Here is a 16807-nt window from a genome sequence, read left to right as displayed (position 1 = left end):
CAGTCTTGCGTTGGGAGTCGCCCCGGTCGCATCGAACCACGAATGCGCAAACGAAGACCGAAGTCCTACCCATGGCTGAAAGAGCCTCGTCACATCGCACGTGAGCGCGTCCAAAAATATGGGCACGCTCCACGGGCTTAAGTAAGTGCCATTCTCCCTAGAACATCTTCACTTCGGCAGGCGCGGCGCGGCTTTCGGCGGCCGGTCTGGCGTCTGAACCGGACTCCGCGTTCTGCTCCACGCGAGGGCGCGAGATATGGCGGTGCGCAGCGCGGGCCGGTTTGGCTGCTTCGGCGGGCTGTACCGGCTGTACCGGCTGCGCCGGTTGTGCCGCTTGCGCCACCGGAGCGGGGGCTTGCGCCGCAGCCGCCGGCGGTTGCGTGACTTGTGCGGCCTGTGCGGACTGCGCTTTGGTCTGAGCCGCTGGTGCAGGTTTGGCAACGACAACAGCCTGAGCAGGCGCCGGCTCCGCCCGCGGCGTCGGCTGCGTTGCTGCGGCAGCCGTTTCACGGCTCGCGCCCACGCGATGGATCGGTGAAACGGCCGCGAGCTGTGCTTCGCTCGACAGCGCGGGCGCCGACGGCGACGTCACAGGCTGACCGGCGCACGCCGGGGACTTCAGGGAGTTCCTGAACTGGTCGGCGGTGAGGCCGAGCGAACCGGCGGAAGCAAAGTCGCTGGCGCTCAGTGTGGGCGCGGCGCTGACCGGATGAGCGGGCGTGGCGTCGACTTCCTGAAACGCCGGCTTCTCTGTCGTTTGGGGCGACGCGTCCGACTTCTGTTCGGTCGCTGTTGAGACCGTCGACGCCGGGTGGTGACCCGCCTGAAAATTCCTGTAAAGCGACGCTGCGCCCATTCCGGCCATGGCGACCATGGCGGCAATGGCAAGTCCGATGGCAGCTTGTCTCGCACGTGGCGCCACGCCTGCCATGCGAGCATGAATCGCGCGCGATGGGTCGGATTCAGAATGATCGCCCGGCGCTGGCAATGCAGCGATCTGGCGGGGAAGGTCGATGACCATCGAATCTGGGGCGAACTGGGCGTGCAGTCGCTGGATCTCGCGAATGTCCATGAAGATGCCTCTTCTCGTTGTCTGGATTACAGCCTGCCCGATACCGCCCGATGTCAAGGATGAGCTCTACCGGCGGCGAACCAGCGGGGTTCAGTGGGTGTCGTCGTGGTCGGGAAGCAGTACGCCTTCCGGTGTGTACCGGTCGTTGTCCGGCATGCACAGGATGGGGATCTGCTTGATGCGCGCGGCTGCGGCGTCAAGCGCCGACTTGCGATCGTGTGCCATCACTGAGCGGCCAACGAGAGCTTCCATGGTCTTGCGGAAGAGCTGGTCGTAAATCGTGAGCAGTCGCACGAGGCGTCCCGACATCGGGTGTTTGATTTCGAGCGTCACGCGCTCCGGCTCAAGGCCGGTGCTGCGACCGTGCAGCTTGTTGGCCCAGACGAGTGCCTTGCGGAAAAACGTTTCTGCCGTGTGAAATTCCGCCTCCAGCGCGAGAAGCTTGCCGCCGCGCGCAACGGTCATCTTTGCCGCGCAGAAGTTGTAATCGGATCTCACGAAGGTGCGCGCGAAGTCCGAGTAGTACAGCAACTCGGTTTTGGCCAGCGTCTCGGGATGAATTCGCGCAAGGCGGTCATCGCTCGTCAGACGCTTGATGGGTCGCAGACCGCCCGCGCCCGTTTGGGCAGCAGGGGAAGGGGCAATCAGTCGTTCTGGGTCAGCCGCCTCGGGCTTTTCCGTTTCGAAGCCAGACATAACGTGTTCTCGGTGTATGTGTTCTCTCTCACATAAATTCTCACTGAACACTTAACCGTCAAGCAGGCAAAAGCTATATCAATTTCGTGAGCTTTAAGATGCTCCCTCGGGCAATTTGCCCGGATACTTCAATCCATTCCCCGCGTCTCTGACGCATCGACCTCGACTCCAAGCCCGGAGTCCATCTTCTTTCTCCAAGTCGTGCTCCTGAGCATGCTCCGACCGGATAGCTACCGGTGTGGAAATCTTCTTGTGCTGAGTCTGCCCGCTACAGACTCCCCAATTTCAGCTGTGATACTCGTACCTGGCCCGCATTCTTTGCGCCGGTACATCGTTCGAACCCAGGTTTTCGGGTGTTCTCTCTCCAGAGCCTGATCTGGGTAGAACGATCGAAGTTGGCTGATCCGTGATTCCTGCGGCGGAATGTATTTTCCGAAAAGGGCTGTTGCGCGGCGTGACCATGCTGCGCGAGGACGACTTTACGTCCTCTGACAGAGCGCACCGGTTTCCGGTGCCGCTCCCTGCTCGCCACGTCCCCAGAAGGGACGTGGCGCGTAGGTCACATCTATCCTGATTTCACGAAGCTCGCTCCCTTACCGGAGCGGGCTTTTTTTTCGTCCATCGATTCCTGGTGGGCTTTTCTCAACTGGAGGTGCTTATGTTGTTGCACGACCGCCTCAACGAACGCATTGCCGAGGCCATCAAGCTTCAGCTCGACAACGAGCGTAGCGCTTTGGACACCACGTCCGACGCATGGCGCAGCCGCTGTGAGGTCGCGAAGGTCGCGATGTTCAGCGATGCCGAGCGCTCCGTCTTTATCCACCATGTCAGCGAACGTCGCGGCAATGTCGCTGCCCGGGAGATGGAATCCCAGGCCAGCACGTTGCGTACGAACGCCATCTTTTTTCTCGCAAGGAAACCTTCATGAACGCAGTCGTCCAGATGTTCGACAACGCGCCTCGCAGTCTGGTCGAAGAGCGCGCAATCCGCCCGCCGGTCATCGGTAAGATCAGGCCTGGCATCAAGGTGCTTACGCGCGCTGCGCAGGGCATCCCGCAGGCCGTTGAGCTGTACAACGCGATGGTGGCCGCCGGCGACTCATATGAGACGATCGGAAAGGTCATTGAGACAAAACTCAAGCTGCGCAATGCGCTCATCCCGAGAAACGTCGCGCATTTCACTTGCAGACGATCCGACTTCTCAAACCCCGACACGGCCGACGAAATTCTTCGCCTCTATGGTGAGGATCGTGGCGATGGCGTCAAGCTACATCGTTTCCCAGTGATGTTTGCCTTTGACGACTGGCTGCGCAACGTGCCCAACCAGATGGCCGCTTACACAACGACCGGCCGCCAGTACTTCTCGGAATATGGTCGCGACGGCAAGCGCTACTGCAAGACCTATGCACCGGTCGAGCGCGACGAGCGTGCAAAACGGGTGCGGCGGTCTTTCGGTGGACGTCTTGTCATCCAGCGGCAGGACGACGACATTCCCGACGGCCTCTGCGATCCGCATGTGTGCCCGCAGTATCAGGACCGCAAATGCAATCTGAGCGCGAACTTCGTGTTCGCGATTCCCGATGTCAAGGGGCTTGGGCTGATCGAACTTCCGACGAATTCGATTTACGTCCTGCAGAAAGCGTATTCCGCCATGCAGACCGTCTCGCTCGCGCGAGGCAGGTTGACCGGCACGCGATTCTGGTTGTCAAAGAAGGAATTCGACATCACCCGCATTGACGACAACGGCCAGGCCGTACGTCAGAAGCAGATGTTGACCGTGCTCGATGCCGATATCGATCTCGGCGCGTTACTGGATGCAGGCGACGAGCCGCAACCGGCGCTTGATGCGGCGAACCGGGCGGTTGCCCTGATCGAAGCAGCAGGTAACGTCGAAGTGCTGCCGCAGACGTTTGGGGAAGCCGACGTTGGTGAACCTGAAACGGGCGGGCCGATGCATGGTGAAACTGACAGCGCCGGTGGTGCGGACGGTGAGGGTGGCGGCATGGCCGGGCAACCGGAGCCGGATGAAACCCTTGAAGACAAGCGTCACCGCATGTCGGATCTGCTGAACCGGCTCGGTATGAGTCAGCCGGATCGTCAGCAGGATTTCCGCAGATACGCGCACGTCACATTCGGGCGCGGCTGGGCGGAAAGATTGGCAGACGTCGATCAGATGAACGCACGCCTTACAGCGGCGCTCGATGATCCCGTTGCGTTCGACGATGACATCAAACAGGCAAATAGCTACGTCTAACCCTGACCGGCCCCTTCGGGGCTGGTCATCCTTTTTCTTTCCTCGCGTACGAGAGCCCTTCAGCAAGCGGACTTGCTAAAGCGTTTTCGACCGCGCACATCTGCGCATCGAATTCTTCCGCCGCAACCGGCGGATCACTATCCTTTCTTGATGGAGCATCGATTTTATGTCGAAGAATCTGGGTGCCCTCACGGGTTTGCAGCAGATGCGGTGCGGCGGATGTGGTGGTGACCTGTTCAAGGTCTTCACTGCCGATCGAACGCAGCGGATCGTTGTCCAGTGCCAGCAGTGCATGAGCACGTCGTTTATCGAACCCGAACCTGCGAAGCTGCAGATCGGTTGGGGCGAAGGCGACGGGTGCATGACCGTCTTCTAGGAGCTTTTACGATGCGCAGAATCGCGAACTTCACGCTGTTCTTCGGCGCTGACGACGCGTTTAGCAACTGGCACCCGTGCCGGTTCGCTTATCACGGTGTTGAGTTTTCGTCGGTAGAGCAGTTCATGATGTTTTCAAAGGCGAAGCTGTTTGGCGACGAGAAAGCATCTGCAGAAATTCTCAACGCGCGCTACCCGAAAGATCAGAAAGCGATCGGACGGACCGTCAAGGGTTTTGACCTTGCCACGTGGGAAGCGAAGCGCGAGGCGATTGTCTATGTCGGATGCCGGGAGAAGTTTGCCCAGAATCCGGGATTGCGCTCGCTGCTTCTGGCGACCGCGCCAACCGAGCTTGTTGAGGCCAGTCCTTACGACCGTATCTGGGGCGTAGGGCTGGGCGAGCGGGACCCGCTGATTCTTGATAAGGCGAACTGGCGTGGCACGAACCTGCTTGGCGTGACGCTGATGAAGGTTCGGGACACGCTGTCTCGCTGACCGCTTTTCCACCGCGCCGCATGGCGCGCTATCTATTGAGGCTGCCCCTGGGCGGCCTTTTTTCTTTTGAGGAGGCGACGTGAAAATCGCTCACATGTCTGACCTGCATTACTCGCCGAAAAACCTCGACGAGGCGGACCGTTGTTTCTCCTACGCTGTCGATGACGCGCTCAATCGTTGTATGGACGTTGCTGTCATCTCGGGTGACTCGACCGATCATCGGCTCGATGCTCACGCCCCGGCGCTCAACCTGTTAGCGAGAAACATCAACCGTCTGACGCTCGGTATGCCGGTTCTCATGCTGCAAGGCACGTTCTCGCACGAGCCGCCTGGCACGCTTCGCAACTTCGCGCTGATGGGAACCACTCACCCGGTTTTCATTGCCGAGCGCGTGCAGCAGGTCAGCCTGTTCGAGGGACGTTTCTTCGAATCGGCGGGCCCTGTCTTCAACGAAGAGGAACTGGCGAGCGTGCTCAAGCTTGGCGCCGATGTCGTGTTCACCTGTCTGCCCACGATCAACAAGGGGCAGCTGGCGGCCGCGGTCGGTGCGAAGAATGCCGCGACGGGGCTGGAAGCAGTACTCGGTGACTATCTGGCAGCAGCGGGGCGCATTAACAGGCAGCTTCGCGCGGCCGGCATCCGGACAGTCGGCGTTTCCCACGGCACGGTCAACGGTTGTACGACCGAACACGGCGTAACGATGGCGGGGTTCGATCACGAGTTCTCGTTGGGTGCGCTTTTCGAGGCCGAATGTGACGCGTTCATGCTGGGTCATATCCACAAGTCGCAGCAGTGGGACCGCGGCGGCCGCGTCGTAGCTTACGCAGGCTCGCCGGGGCGGTTTCACTACGGCGAGGAAGGCGATAAGGGCTATCTGGCATGGGACGTTGAGACGGACGACGCGAGAGCGGTGCTTGTTCCAACGCCGGCGCGCCAGACGATCTGTATCGATTTCGACGGGCCTCCCGACATGGAGCGCCTTGCGGCCATGGCAGCAGATTCGAGCGACAAGTTCGTTCGCGTTCGTTGGCAGGTCGACGAGGAGCATCGGCAGTCGGTGGACCGCGAAGCGATCGAAGCGCTGTTTTCAGGTGCTGCGGGTCTGAAGGTCGAAGCGCGAATCCTGCCTGTGACGCGTTCACGATCGCAAGGCATCAGTCTTGAAGTAACCGTCGATCGAAAGATCGAGCGGTGGGCTGAGCATGCAAACGTGGAGGCGGCTCCTATCGTTGCGCGATTCCAGATGCTGGAGTCCGGCTACGCGGAGGCGATCGCTGCTGCCGTTCTCGCGGGGCTGACTGCTGACGAAAGTGAGAGCGCGATGTTGCTGCCACCGAAGCAGGCGACGGCACCTGCGGCCAGTGCGGTCGTGGATGTTGAAGTCCTCACGCAGGCTGTCGAGCCAACGCTGCCTGATGCGACGGTGGAAGTTGCGCCCGCATCACAGGTGTCGTGGCTCGAGGATGATCTTTTCGCAGCGTAGTTTGCTGCTCATATGCGGGGGAGGCCGGTAAGGCTCTCCCGCAGTGGAATAGAGCCCTGTTCCGATAGCTCCGCAGCTATCGAAACGAGGTTTCACCGCGTCTCAGACGCATCGATGTAGTCGTTGCTTCACCTTTCTCAGCAGTTCAATTCTTTCACCCTGGCGGGGAGCGATCCCTACCGGGCGCACTCCGCCTGTCAACTACGGAGTGCAATCATGTTTGGTCTTTACCCTGCCGGTTCGGAGTGGGTTCGCGTGTTCGTGATGGATGATCAGGACGTGCGCGATATCCAGAAGTCGCTCGTTGAGTACGCTGGTTTCACGGCGGCAATCCTTCATCAACCCTTCGGCAAGGACCGGGGGGCTGTTCTGGCGCAAGCCGGTCAGATGCTTGTCCTCGGCGCAACCACGCCGGGAGCGAGCCAGATCGTCGTCACCCCTGCGGTCGAGATGCAGCACCTGTTGTGGTCGCATCACACGGGCATGGCAACGCAGTGGTCCCCGATGGAGATTCGTACCCTCACCGGCTATGCCGGGTGGGACGAGTTGCTGACGAGTGCGCGGCGGGAGTTCAGCCGGGCATGCGAAAAAGTCGAGGCTGCCATCGCCGGGAAACTTCAGGCGCCGGGCGTTGTGGTCGCGAGAGTCGACCCGATGACCGAGCCGTTTCCAGATGATGACGACATCGCGTTCTATTCCCGGCTGGCTTCCATGGCAGAAGGGATGGAGGTGTCGCCATGCGCCCACTGAAGCTGACTCTCGAAGGCTTTTACGGTGTGCGCGACGGTATGAAACGCGACAGCATCACGCTTGATCTGGAGTCGCTGCCGGATGGCCTGATTGCGCTAGTCGGTCCCAACGGGGCTGGCAAAACGACGATCATGGACAACCTGCACCCGTATCCGATCATGCCGTCTCACGCGTCGTCGCTATCGGTCGATGCCTTTTCGTACTGGGACCACATCTGCGGGACCAGTGCGCTGAAGGAGCTGGAATGGGAACACGACGGTATCCGCTACCGCTCGACGTTCACATTCAGAAAGCCGGGAAAGACAGGCAAGGCGGAGTACTACCTTGCGTGGCGTGGATCTGATGACGCGTGGCGCCCCGTCACCTTGCCCGATGGCACGGTGTCGGACGGCAAGGCGGTGACCTATAACCGCTGCGTCGAAGCCATCAACGGCTCGCTTCAGACGTTCTTTACCAGTGTCTTTTCCGCGCAGAACCGGCGGCCGCTCGCCTCCTACGGAGCGGGAGAAATAAAGACGTTGCTCGCGGAAATGCTCGGCATTGAACACCTCAAGGCGCTGTCGGCAAAAGCTGGCGATGTCGCGAAGATTCTTGGCCGGGCGCTTGAGGAGATCCAGTCGGACCTGACGGCGCTTGTGGGCAAACGGCAAAGGAAAGCGGAGGTTGAGCGATTGGTGCTGGCGCAGGGCGATGTCCTGCGTGAGACCCGGGCGCAACGCGATCTGAAGCTTGAGGAAGCCACAAAGCTGACTCAGGAGCGCGTAACGTTGGCGGCAAAGGCAGGCGAATCGTCAACGGCTGAAGCGAGGCTTCGTGAGTTGTCGGTGCGCGCTGGCGAACTGGTGAAGGGCGTACAGGCGCTGGATGGTGACGAGCGGGCGGCATCCGTTCGGAGCCAGCAGCGTGTGAATGCGCTGAAGCAGACCGTGACCAGTCACCAGACGACGCTCGCCCACAAGGACGCGATTCTGGGTGCGGCGGCCAGGCGTGACGAAGCCCAACTGCTGATTGCTCGTGAGGAGGTAAAGCTGGAGCCTCTGCAACGGGTTATCGCGGAGCTTGAAGCAAAGCAGGTCAGTCATGCCACGCTTCAGAGCTCGCTTTCGGGTCTCATGACGCAGGGTCAGACTAAAGCCGCCCACTTCGAGACATTGACGAAGCAGGCTGCGGTAGTCGACCAGGTGCCGTGTGTGGGGCATGCGATGCATGCCACGTGTCCGCTGCTCAGTCAGGCGTTGCAGGCGCAGTCGCAGGCAGAGGAGCAACGGGTGTCGGTCGCCGAACTTCGCGCGCAGTATCGCGAGAAGAAAGCACAGGCCGATGCGCTTGCTCCAGTCGTTGCGGAGCTTGCTGCAAAGCGCAGTGAGCGTGATGCGCTCACCGCGATTCTGACCGAAGCCCGGTGCAACCTGCAGGCGGCGACTGAGCTTGCCGCCAGCAAGCCGCTTCTCGATGCTGCTGCAACGGGCCTTGAGACCGCTAACGCGGAGTTGAGGCAGGTTGCTGACGAGGTCGCTGCGCGCTCAGCCCGATACGAGTCCGAAAAGGCGCGTATGACGGCTGAGATGACCAGAATCCATGCGGAATCGAAGCAGCTTGCAGCCGTCGATGTGACGGCCGCGATTGCGGAGACTGACCGGAAGCTGGCCACCAATCGCGAGGCTGTCGCAGAACTTGAGGGCCGGATTGAAGGTGCGATCCGTGCCCAGACAGTGCTGCAGGCCGAAGCAAATGGGCTTGCTATTGAGCTCGACGGGTTCTCGGCGACGCAACTGCGGGCCGACCGGCTCTCCGATGAGATTTCCCAATGGAAGCTGCTCGCGAGAGGCCTTGGCAACGACGGCGTTATAGCGTTGACGATCGACGACGCGGGACCTGCACTGACCGACACCGTCAACAGGCTGTTGCTGGCCTGTTACGGCATGCGGTTCACAGTGGAGATCCGCACGCAGCGCGCGCTTGCAAACGGCGATCTGCGTGAGGGTTTCGAAATCCTTGTGCACGACGCGGACGCCGACAGCACGAAGTCGGTGTCGGTGATGTCCGGTGGCCAGAAGGTCTGGATCAACGAATGCCTCACACGAGGTATTGCGCTGTACCAGGCCCAGAACGCCGGGCAGCCGTACCAAACGCTCTTTAGCGACGAGTCCGATGGTCCGCTCGACCCGCAGCGCAAGCTGCAGTTCATGCGGATGAAGCGGGAGGTGCTGAAGCAGGGAGGGTATGAGCGGGAGTTTTTCATCTCGCAAACGCCTGATCTGGTGAGTGAGGCCGATGCCGTGATCGACGTTCGGGCGCTGGCCGCGTGACGTGTCATTTGTTTTTAACCCTGTGGGGAACGTCCCCACAGGGCGTTTCCTCGCTTATTTCCAACGAGGAACGTCGATGTCCACTTTTCAAAATCTCCAGAAACGCACTGAAGCGGTAACGCTGTCAGTTCGTCACTGTTCCCCGCGTTCGGGCACCACTCACAGCTATGTCCTGAACGGCTCGCTCCTGCGTGACGTCCTGGTCGAGGGCAAGTGGGTGACGATCCACGCGAGCGATCCCGCTAATTCACGCACCGCTTAGGCGGCGCACACCCTTTATTCGAGATATCCAGATGGAAACTTTCCTCATGCTGCTGTTTGCGGCAGGCACGTCATCGCTGTGTGCCTGCACTGCTGCGCCGCAAACCCACGTCGCAACTGCGCGGCCCGTGATTGTGGTCCACGCGCCGAGAGGCGAACCGGGTGACTTCCGGGTGTGCCCGGATGGCAGGGTAATCACATACCCGCTGAGTCATCCAAAAACCTGTTCCTGAGTCAAACCGTGCAACGCCTCGGCACCCTTTCGGGAGCCGAGGCTTTTCCGGTAAACGTACGGAGGCGTTTATGAGAAAACAGATCGTCATTGCGACGGTGGCTGGCGCCCTCGTTGCGGGTGCGGGCATGTTGTGGGCGCAACCGGCGCTCAGCGCAACCAGCGACGTACAGGTGGCGTTTTCACCTGACGGTGGCGCGGAACAGCTAGTCCTTCAAACCATCCGTAGTGCGAGGCAGTCAATTCGCGTGATGGCCTACTCGTTCACCGCGCCGGCAGTCGTAAGAGCGCTGCTGGATGCAAAGCGACGTGGCGTCGACGTGGAAGTAACCGTCGATTACCACAACAACGTCGAAGAGGATCGCAGCGGGAAGGCTGCGGCTGCGATGGGCTCGCTCGTGTATGCGGGCGTGCCTGTCGTCGTGGTGCGCGCGTATCCGATCCAGCACGACAAGTTCGTGGTAGTTGACACACGCAACGGTCGAGACGGGTTCGTATAACTACAGTCAGGCCGCCGCGCGTGTGAATTCCGAAAACGTGCTGGTGCTGTGGAACCATCCGGAGATCGCGAAAGCGTATCTCGATGACTGGAAGATCCTGACGGCGCAAGGCGAGGCGTATCGGGCCCGCTGACCGCCAACTCCTTCTACTCGTACTTTCTGACCCCGCGGGAAAGCGATCCCGCCGGGGTCGCTCCGCATTCACTTGTGGAGTTTTCATGGTTAATGCAGCAACACCGTGCGCGGCGGGTGCAGTGCCTTGCTGGCTGGCGCCGTATGCGAGTGGCGAGAAACAGGGGTGGGCGCAGGCTGTCATGGCCTACGCCGACTACTACTGCGTCGATGGCAGCGCCGACGATGATCCTGCCGTTGAGGAGCGTCTGATCATGCGCCGCCCTGCGATGGTGGGCTATGCCAGCCGGACCGGTACACGGCGCAATCTCGAAGCGCTTGCGCATGCTGGCTGGCGTCTTCTTGTCTCCGCTAAAGGCGAGCACCGCACCGAAGGCATGCGCTACGCCATCGACAACGGTGCGTGGACCGCATATCAGCGTGGCGAGCCGTTTGACGAAGCCGCGTTTCTTGCTGTCGTCGACAAGCTCGGCGAGCGTGCTGACTGGATCGTCCTGCCGGACATCGTCCAGGGCGGTCTGGCATCGCTCGAGTTCTCATTGCGCTGGATGGAGCGTCTGCGAGGCATGCCCTCACAGCTCCTCATCGCTGTACAGAACGGCATGCAACTCGAAGATGTCGCTCCGTACCTCTCGCCCGTCGTTGGTATTTTCATCGGCGGGTCAACGGACTGGAAGGAATCGACTGCCGAAGCGTGGGGACTACTTGCGCGCCGACGCAACTGCCATCTGCATGTTGGTCGCGTGAACTCGGCGCGCCGCATTCGCATCTGTGCGGCCGCCGGCGCTGACAGTTTCGACGGCAGCGGGCCAAGTCGTTTCTCCAATGCGTTGCCGCGCCTCGATCGGGCAACCCGGCAGCCGGATCTTTTCGCCGCGGCCGACCAGTCGCTCGAAGAGGCTCAAGCCGCAAGTTTCGGCATGACCTTGTAGTGAACTCATGACTTTTTAACCCTTTCGGGAGCCGATCCCGAAAGGGACGCTCCCATCCCTTTACGGAGCGAACAGATGGGCCGTGATATTCATACCCTGATGGAAACCGCCATTGCATCGATGCAGTCGTACGTCGAGCAGGGCTATGTACTGGCCGCAGGTGTAAGCGGTGGCAAGGACAGCACGTGCGCGATGGTGCTCATGCTCGAAGCAGTCAGGCGGGCGAGGCATGCAGCCCCCGGCGTCAGGCACTACATTACGTCGTCGGATACCACGATCGAAAACCCGAGCACCGCGAACTTTCTGCACGCGATGCTCGATGAGGTCGCACTGTTCGTGGAGGACAGTGGTCTGCCGATCGAGATACACGTCACGCAGCCGTCGCTGGCCTCGCAGTTCGTTGTTTCAACGATCGGGCGAGGCACGCTCGTACGAACTCCAGAAAATGGCGTGCGTAACGGCAAACGCATACGCGCCTGCGCCGATGCCTGGAAATTGCAGCCACAGGGCAGGCTTCGGGCGCGGCTTGAAAAGGAGGCGTCATCGGCCCGCGTGAAGGAAGTCATCAGCGTCGTAGGCACCAGACTGGACGAGTCGGCGGTACGGCGCGCAGCCATGACTGAGCGCAACGAGCAGGCCGACGTGGCAACACGGCAGGCGTCTGGCTCACTATCGCTTTCGCCTTTGAAGGACTGGACGTCTGACGATGTCTGGACCATGCTTGGCTGTATGGTTGATCCAGGGTCACTCCGGTTCTCGAGTCCGCTCGCGCCGGCGACCATCGCCAGACTCTCGGATATCTACCGCGCTGGCAATGGCGGTGTCTGCGGTGTCATTGCCGGGGAAAGCGGCGCTCGCGCAGCTTGCGGAAGCAGGTTCGGTTGCGCACTATGCGCTGTCACAGGTGCTCGTGACAAGTCGATGGAGTTCATGGTTCAGGAGCCGGAACACGCGCACCTGAAGCCGTTGAACGAGTTCCGTAACTATCTTCTGGCGATCCAGTGGGATCTGTCTCGGCGTGAGCTCGTTGGACGCACGATCAGTGATGCGGGGTACACGCGAATCCAGGCGGATACCTACGGCTTCTGGGAGCGCATGCGGATGCTGCGTATGCTGCTTTCGATCGACGCAGAGGAACGCGACCGCGCAGAACGGCATTCGGGCGAGTTGGCGTCGGGCCGCATAGCCGATACCGAACACAACCGCATGTTGTGCGATCCCCAGTTCGAATTCGTCACGCCACAGCAGCTTGTGGCCATCGATTTCTTTCTGTCGATGCACCACTACGCGCCGCATGCGTTCCCCGCGCTCACTGCGTGGCATGACGTCAACGTGCTTGGCCGCAGATATGCGGTTCCTCACGTCGAGCCGAAGCCGAAGGCAGAGATTGTTCTGCATGGCTGGTACCCGGTGGATCGGTATGACCGTGAGGCGCCTACGGTCGGCCTCCGCGATTTCGATGCGGAACAGTGGAATCGCTACAGGCATCCTGAGCGTGCAGGGTGGTACGCGCGTACGTCGGCCGGCGAGCAAACGGTGTATTTTGAGGAGGCCTCGCAGTTTGAGGTCGATGCCGAGGCAGCATGCGAGTTCGTGACCTGCACGTACGACACCGCGTACATGTTGAGGACGCAGCACCATGATGCGATGGAGTCAGCGCGGTTCTGGCTGAACGAAGGCATTGTGAAGCTGCCGGTCGGCATGGCGCAGCGTTATCAGGAGATGGCAAAGCGAGGGCAGTACTTCGGCAGGCTCGCCCAGCGTTTAAATCTGACGCCCGACGAGCTGGACACGCACCTGATTGCGAATAGCGTGAGTGACGCGCAGCACGCGGCGATGCTGAAGCCGGCGGCGCCGCAGTTTGATCTTTTCGCCGCAGCAGCCTGATCGGCGTGCGGCAGTTTCTTTCGACAATCCCCGGGGCTTACACCCTGGGGATTTTTTTGGTTGAGCGGGCGTTCGGGGAAGGGCTCTGGTCGACCCGGTGCGGACACACGCTGTCGTCACATCAAGGGCTGTTATTGTTTTGATTTTGGACGTTCGAGCGTAGGTAAATCGCCTTCACAGTAATCCTGGACGATCAGGGCAAGCCCAATCGACTCTTCATTTGAGCGAGCAATTCGGTTTGGTTGTTTCCTACGTAGCTGTTGTCACGTCGGAAATTTTCGCCTCCGGTGCTTCGCTTATAAACCGCTGCTTCGTCGTGAGGGAGCCGGTAGTCCAATCCCTTCCAATTACGCAGAAAAACTGCTTTGTTGCGGGTCGTCCAATCCGGCAAGTGGTTTCGCAACCGCAATAGCTCGGCCAGAAATTCGCTTACTGTTGAGTACCTTTTGTCGATCGGCGATATCGCAGATCTCAAAACACGCTTGATAGAATTTGGAATATAAAATGGCAGCGTAGCGAAGTTCAAAAGACTACCCCGAACAATTTTTTCTTGAATTAAAGAATCGACGTATTTTGATTTCTCATATTCGCCCTGAATGCCGCCAAGTGTTATTTTTTGTTTATTCGTTATATAGGAAAGTAAGTCATTTGACAATTTACCTCCAAACAGCAAAAAACCTATCATTCCCGCCTGATATATGTCGGAAGTAAAATTAAAAAAGGCTTCTTCCCCAAAGGCCTCGGGTGGTCGGTAGAGTATGCTGTGCTTTGACGCGGGAGCAGCACCGGTTTTTTTGTCGACCCGCCGAACAGAACCAAAGTCTGCAATCAAAATGGTGTCGTCGTGCACGAGCAAATTTTCAGGCTTTAAATCTCGATGAACCAGTAGGTTGGGCTTTCTGTGTAGATCCGCGATCCCGGACAAAAGCTGGCATAGCAGTTTATGTGAAAGTGGAAGGGATACGAAATAGTTATCCAAATATTTTGAAAGATCGCCCTCACTCGCAGCCGGCGTCATGAAATACGAGCAGTCTTTTCTGACTTTCCGCGCATCGTAAACCTTCAGAACGTTTTCATGGTTAATCTTTGCAATGATAGCCGGCTCTTGATCAATATCGTTTTCACCATGAAAATAGATCTTGATGGCAACTTCTTTCTGTAATAGCGTGTGTCGGCCAACTAGAACGTAGCCATTGGCGCCCGAGTCATTAAAAGACGCAATTTCAAATTCTGGGAATTGCTTGAGTGCACTTTTCGCCTCGTCTGGCAAATCTGCGGTATCAAACGGCATAGCTCAGTTCAAACCTTCGAAAGCCAAGTCGTAGGCTTTGCCGAGATCGGCGGTCGACGGGCGGTGAGTCTTAAGTGCCGACTCTTTCCGTTCGGTCGCAGCGACGGTTGCACTGTGAAAAAACACCAAGGGTACGGGTGATGTCGCAAGCAAAACACCCTCGATGAGAAACGTCCCAGCGCCACCAGCGCCCTGGCCCGAAGTCGCTCGGCGATTAACCACTATTTTGTCTATCGAGTGTTCAGCACAAAACGCTTTGAGAGCCTGGGCAGTCTCAAGAGTCAAGTGCAACGTTTAGCTAATCCAGCCTTCTCTAACTCTTTAGCCATTGCTTCCTCGGGGGAGTCCCAGCCGAGCGTCTGGCGAGGCCGCCCGTTGAGCAATTTGGCGATGTCATTGAGCTGGGTCTGCGAGAGCGTCGAAAGGTCCGTGCCCTTTGGCAGAAACTGACGCAGCAAGCCGTTGGTGTTCTCATTGCTGCCGCGCTGCCAAGGTGCATGCGGATCAGCAAACCAGATATCGATATTGAGCCGCCTGGAGAGCTCGACATGGCAGGCCATTTCCGTTCCCCGATCGTAGGTCAGGCTCTCGCGAAGAAAGGCCGGCAACTTCTTCATTTGCCGCGAGAAGCCTTCCAGCGCATTCTTGGCCGTACAGCCATCCATGCGGCACAGAATCACGAAGCGCGTCTTGCGTTCGACCAGCGTGCCCACGGCGGAACGATTAAACGCACCCTTGATGAAGTCGCCCTCCCAGTGCCCCGGCAACAGCCGTTGCTCGATCTGCTCGGAGCGATATTGGATGCGCAAATCCTCGGGAACATAGCTGCCGCCAGTAAGCGTCGTGCGCCGATTTCCGCGCGCCGGTTTTTCCTGGCGCAAGGCTGCGATCATGGCCGGTTTCAGCGAGCCACGTGCATAGGTGTAAATGGCAGCGTAGACCGTCTCGTGGCTGACGTGCTGACTTGGGTCGTCTGGATACATGGCCCGCAGTTTGGCAGCGATTTGCTGCGGCGACCAGCGCCAGTAGACCAGGTGATCATGCACATGCCGATAAAGCGCGCTGCCTTCGATCAACTTGCGCGGCCGTACGCAGCGCCGACGACGCAGCCGATAGGCCGAGGCCGCCTGCGTCGCACAGTAGCGCGGCGCGTCCACGCTGCAATTACGCGCCAGTTCGCGCGACACCGTCGAAGCGCTGCGCCCCAGCAGCCCCGCAATAGTTCTTATGCTGCCGCCCTTTCGATGTTCGATCATGATCGCCGCGCGTTCTTCCGCGCTCAAATGCTTGTAGTTCTTCTTCATCGCAACACCCTACCTCATTCAAGGTGTTGCACTTGGAACTAGAGACTAAGCTGCGCAAAGACTTCCACATCGTCTTGCGTAGGGTTCTTAATCAGCTCCAGTTTATTGAAGCGGTTTCCTACTGGTAAATGTGATTTTCGACTACCGGTGAGGGCGACGAATCTCGCTAAATTTGCTTTCAAGAAAATCCCTGCAACTACCATAAACGTCTCCGAGTCTTGTGCGTGTGGGGAAGACTGATCCGTGACCGAGAATTGTGTCACATAGCACCGAATTTGGGACCAGAGAATTGGCTTGTCTCGCTGCGCATTGCGTAGCATCGATCACAGGGCGAGAGGCAACAAAAGTAAGATCCGACCGTCCGCAGAACGCCGAAGATCGGCCAGTCAGCGGCGCCACATGGATGGCGCTTCCTGGCCGGCTGCCGCCCGACGCGGTCGGCCGAACCCGACCCCCGTTGCAGCCGGTCGAGCAGTCTCTGTTCTAAGGGTAGGTATCGGAGTGGAACGGTCATTCCGTGCCGTCGCCTGGGGGACAAGTCATCGGCCTCTGCGGACGCTTAGACCCGTGAGTTGGTGAGGCGGCTTACGCCGTGCAAGGATGACGTCTTGCTCGACCCTCGAATTGCTCTCGATGCGGTGGAAGCGGTGCGGCACCTGGCTCGAATGCAGCGGCCTCGCGCATCAGTCGTTCGCGCGTCATCCACAGATTGCTTAGAGCGAACAGCGTGTGCAACTCTGCGGGTTCTTCATCAAGCCGCGATAGCGCACCTTTAGATGCCACCGTGCGCGGCGATGAACATGGCGACGGCCGACCGGCAATAGGATTCGATTTC

17 protein-coding genes and 1 pseudogene are annotated in these 16807 nt (G+C 59.4%); 12 read left to right on the top strand and 6 right to left on the bottom strand.

Going from position 1 to position 16807, the window contains the following annotated elements:
• Nucleotides 1–157: 157 nt before the first annotated feature.
• Complete coding sequence (locus HWY30_RS38295) at nucleotides 158–874, bottom strand: hypothetical protein (RefSeq protein WP_143037386.1); 717 nt, start codon at nucleotides 872–874, stop codon at nucleotides 158–160.
• Between the two features lie 93 nt (nucleotides 875–967).
• Here HWY30_RS38295 and HWY30_RS38290 point away from each other — a divergent pair, with 93 nt between their 5' ends.
• Complete coding sequence (locus tag HWY30_RS38290; protein ID WP_167368892.1) at nucleotides 968–1135, top strand: hypothetical protein; 168 nt, start codon at nucleotides 968–970, stop codon at nucleotides 1133–1135.
• A 27-nt stretch (nucleotides 1136–1162) separates the two neighbouring features.
• On the opposite strand, the gene HWY30_RS38285 is transcribed toward HWY30_RS38290, so the two are convergent.
• Entirely contained in the window at nucleotides 1163–1819 is a 657-nt protein-coding gene (locus HWY30_RS38285) for a DUF1845 domain-containing protein (protein WP_244145171.1), read from the bottom strand.
• Between the two features lie 607 nt (nucleotides 1820–2426).
• On the opposite strand from HWY30_RS38285, the gene HWY30_RS38280 reads away from it, so the two are divergent.
• The 11 genes from HWY30_RS38280 (at nucleotide 2427) to HWY30_RS38230 (ending at nucleotide 13377) form a co-directional block, all read left to right on the top strand.
• Nucleotides 2427–2696 carry a DUF7696 family protein gene (locus HWY30_RS38280; protein ID WP_341809961.1) on the top strand — a complete coding sequence of 90 codons (270 nt, stop codon included), beginning with the start codon at nucleotides 2427–2429 and terminating at the stop codon, nucleotides 2694–2696.
• Nucleotides 2693–4021 (top strand): recombination directionality factor, encoded by a 1329-nt coding sequence (locus HWY30_RS38275; RefSeq protein WP_090812856.1) that lies wholly within the window; start codon nucleotides 2693–2695, stop codon nucleotides 4019–4021. The genes HWY30_RS38280 and HWY30_RS38275 overlap by 4 nt, the downstream gene beginning before the upstream one ends.
• 166 nt (nucleotides 4022–4187) lie before the next feature.
• The gene (locus HWY30_RS38270; RefSeq protein ID WP_090812857.1) at nucleotides 4188–4397 is read left to right on the top strand and encodes a hypothetical protein; all 210 of its coding nucleotides are present in this window, start codon (nucleotides 4188–4190) and stop codon (nucleotides 4395–4397) included.
• An 11-nt stretch (nucleotides 4398–4408) separates the two neighbouring features.
• Complete coding sequence (locus tag HWY30_RS38265; protein WP_090812858.1) at nucleotides 4409–4891, top strand: NADAR family protein; 483 nt, start codon at nucleotides 4409–4411, stop codon at nucleotides 4889–4891.
• A gap of 79 nt (nucleotides 4892–4970) precedes the next feature.
• A complete protein-coding gene (locus HWY30_RS38260; protein ID WP_090812859.1) occupies nucleotides 4971–6374 on the top strand; it encodes a metallophosphoesterase family protein in 1404 nt (467 codons plus the stop codon).
• 216 nt (nucleotides 6375–6590) lie between these two features.
• Nucleotides 6591–7124, top strand: a complete 534-nt coding sequence (locus HWY30_RS38255; protein ID WP_090812953.1) for a hypothetical protein — start codon at nucleotides 6591–6593, stop codon at nucleotides 7122–7124.
• On the top strand, nucleotides 7112–9433 hold the full coding sequence (locus HWY30_RS38250) for a nuclease SbcCD subunit C (protein WP_090812860.1): 2322 nt from the start codon (nucleotides 7112–7114) through the stop codon (nucleotides 9431–9433). The genes HWY30_RS38255 and HWY30_RS38250 overlap by 13 nt, the downstream gene beginning before the upstream one ends.
• 76 nt (nucleotides 9434–9509) lie before the next feature.
• Nucleotides 9510–9695: a hypothetical protein gene (locus HWY30_RS38245; protein WP_090812861.1), complete on the top strand. Its 186-nt coding sequence runs from the start codon at nucleotides 9510–9512 to the stop codon at nucleotides 9693–9695.
• A 302-nt stretch (nucleotides 9696–9997) separates the two neighbouring features.
• Nucleotides 9998–10426 (top strand): phospholipase D-like domain-containing protein, encoded by a 429-nt coding sequence (locus tag HWY30_RS38240; protein ID WP_425199429.1) that lies wholly within the window; start codon nucleotides 9998–10000, stop codon nucleotides 10424–10426.
• Nucleotides 10427–10740: 314 nt separating this feature from the next.
• Nucleotides 10741–11490 (top strand): hypothetical protein, encoded by a 750-nt coding sequence (locus HWY30_RS38235; RefSeq protein WP_244145170.1) that lies wholly within the window; start codon nucleotides 10741–10743, stop codon nucleotides 11488–11490.
• Between the two features lie 75 nt (nucleotides 11491–11565).
• Nucleotides 11566–13377 (top strand): phosphoadenosine phosphosulfate reductase domain-containing protein, encoded by a 1812-nt coding sequence (locus HWY30_RS38230; protein ID WP_090812864.1) that lies wholly within the window; start codon nucleotides 11566–11568, stop codon nucleotides 13375–13377.
• Between the two features lie 193 nt (nucleotides 13378–13570).
• On the opposite strand, the gene HWY30_RS38225 is transcribed toward HWY30_RS38230, so the two are convergent.
• The 4 genes and pseudogenes from HWY30_RS38225 to HWY30_RS42240 form a co-directional block, all read right to left on the bottom strand.
• Nucleotides 13571–14668, bottom strand: coding sequence for a protein kinase domain-containing protein (locus HWY30_RS38225; protein ID WP_090812865.1), 1098 nt, complete (start codon nucleotides 14666–14668; stop codon nucleotides 13571–13573).
• A gap of 3 nt (nucleotides 14669–14671) precedes the next feature.
• Nucleotides 14672–14953, bottom strand: coding sequence for a DUF3010 family protein (locus HWY30_RS43210; protein WP_425199430.1), 282 nt, complete (start codon nucleotides 14951–14953; stop codon nucleotides 14672–14674).
• Nucleotides 14950–15972 (bottom strand): IS30 family transposase, encoded by a 1023-nt coding sequence (locus tag HWY30_RS38215; RefSeq protein ID WP_176079022.1) that lies wholly within the window; start codon nucleotides 15970–15972, stop codon nucleotides 14950–14952. Before HWY30_RS38215 ends, HWY30_RS43210 begins: the two co-directional genes overlap by 4 nt.
• 666 nt (nucleotides 15973–16638) lie before the next feature.
• Nucleotides 16639–16757 (bottom strand): annotated as a pseudogene (locus HWY30_RS42240) (IS5/IS1182 family transposase); the annotation flags it as partial.
• Nucleotides 16758–16807 lie beyond the last annotated feature (50 nt).

It is taken from the genome of Paraburkholderia tuberum STM678 (assembly GCF_902833905.1).
In the GTDB taxonomy this organism is placed as follows: domain Bacteria; phylum Pseudomonadota; class Gammaproteobacteria; order Burkholderiales; family Burkholderiaceae; genus Paraburkholderia; species Paraburkholderia tuberum.
This window is presented reverse-complemented; position numbering and strand designations above follow the sequence as displayed.

Coding starts and splice junctions, on each gene's coding strand:
- HWY30_RS38295 (WP_143037386.1), bottom strand. CDS start 874: ATGGTCGCCATGGCCGGAATGGGCGCAGCGTCGCTTTACAGGAATTTT.
- HWY30_RS38290 (WP_167368892.1), top strand. CDS start 968: ATGATCGCCCGGCGCTGGCAATGCAGCGATCTGGCGGGGAAGGTCGAT.
- HWY30_RS38280 (WP_341809961.1), top strand. CDS start 2,427: ATGTTGTTGCACGACCGCCTCAACGAACGCATTGCCGAGGCCATCAAG.
- HWY30_RS38275 (WP_090812856.1), top strand. CDS start 2,693: ATGAACGCAGTCGTCCAGATGTTCGACAACGCGCCTCGCAGTCTGGTC.
- HWY30_RS38270 (WP_090812857.1), top strand. CDS start 4,188: ATGTCGAAGAATCTGGGTGCCCTCACGGGTTTGCAGCAGATGCGGTGC.
- HWY30_RS38265 (WP_090812858.1), top strand. CDS start 4,409: ATGCGCAGAATCGCGAACTTCACGCTGTTCTTCGGCGCTGACGACGCG.
- HWY30_RS38255 (WP_090812953.1), top strand. CDS start 6,591: ATGTTTGGTCTTTACCCTGCCGGTTCGGAGTGGGTTCGCGTGTTCGTG.
- HWY30_RS38250 (WP_090812860.1), top strand. CDS start 7,112: ATGCGCCCACTGAAGCTGACTCTCGAAGGCTTTTACGGTGTGCGCGAC.
- HWY30_RS38245 (WP_090812861.1), top strand. CDS start 9,510: ATGTCCACTTTTCAAAATCTCCAGAAACGCACTGAAGCGGTAACGCTG.
- HWY30_RS38240 (WP_425199429.1), top strand. CDS start 9,998: ATGAGAAAACAGATCGTCATTGCGACGGTGGCTGGCGCCCTCGTTGCG.
- HWY30_RS38235 (WP_244145170.1), top strand. CDS start 10,741: ATGGCCTACGCCGACTACTACTGCGTCGATGGCAGCGCCGACGATGAT.
- HWY30_RS38230 (WP_090812864.1), top strand. CDS start 11,566: ATGGGCCGTGATATTCATACCCTGATGGAAACCGCCATTGCATCGATG.
- HWY30_RS38225 (WP_090812865.1), bottom strand. CDS start 14,668: ATGCCGTTTGATACCGCAGATTTGCCAGACGAGGCGAAAAGTGCACTC.
- HWY30_RS38215 (WP_176079022.1), bottom strand. CDS start 15,972: ATGAAGAAGAACTACAAGCATTTGAGCGCGGAAGAACGCGCGGCGATC.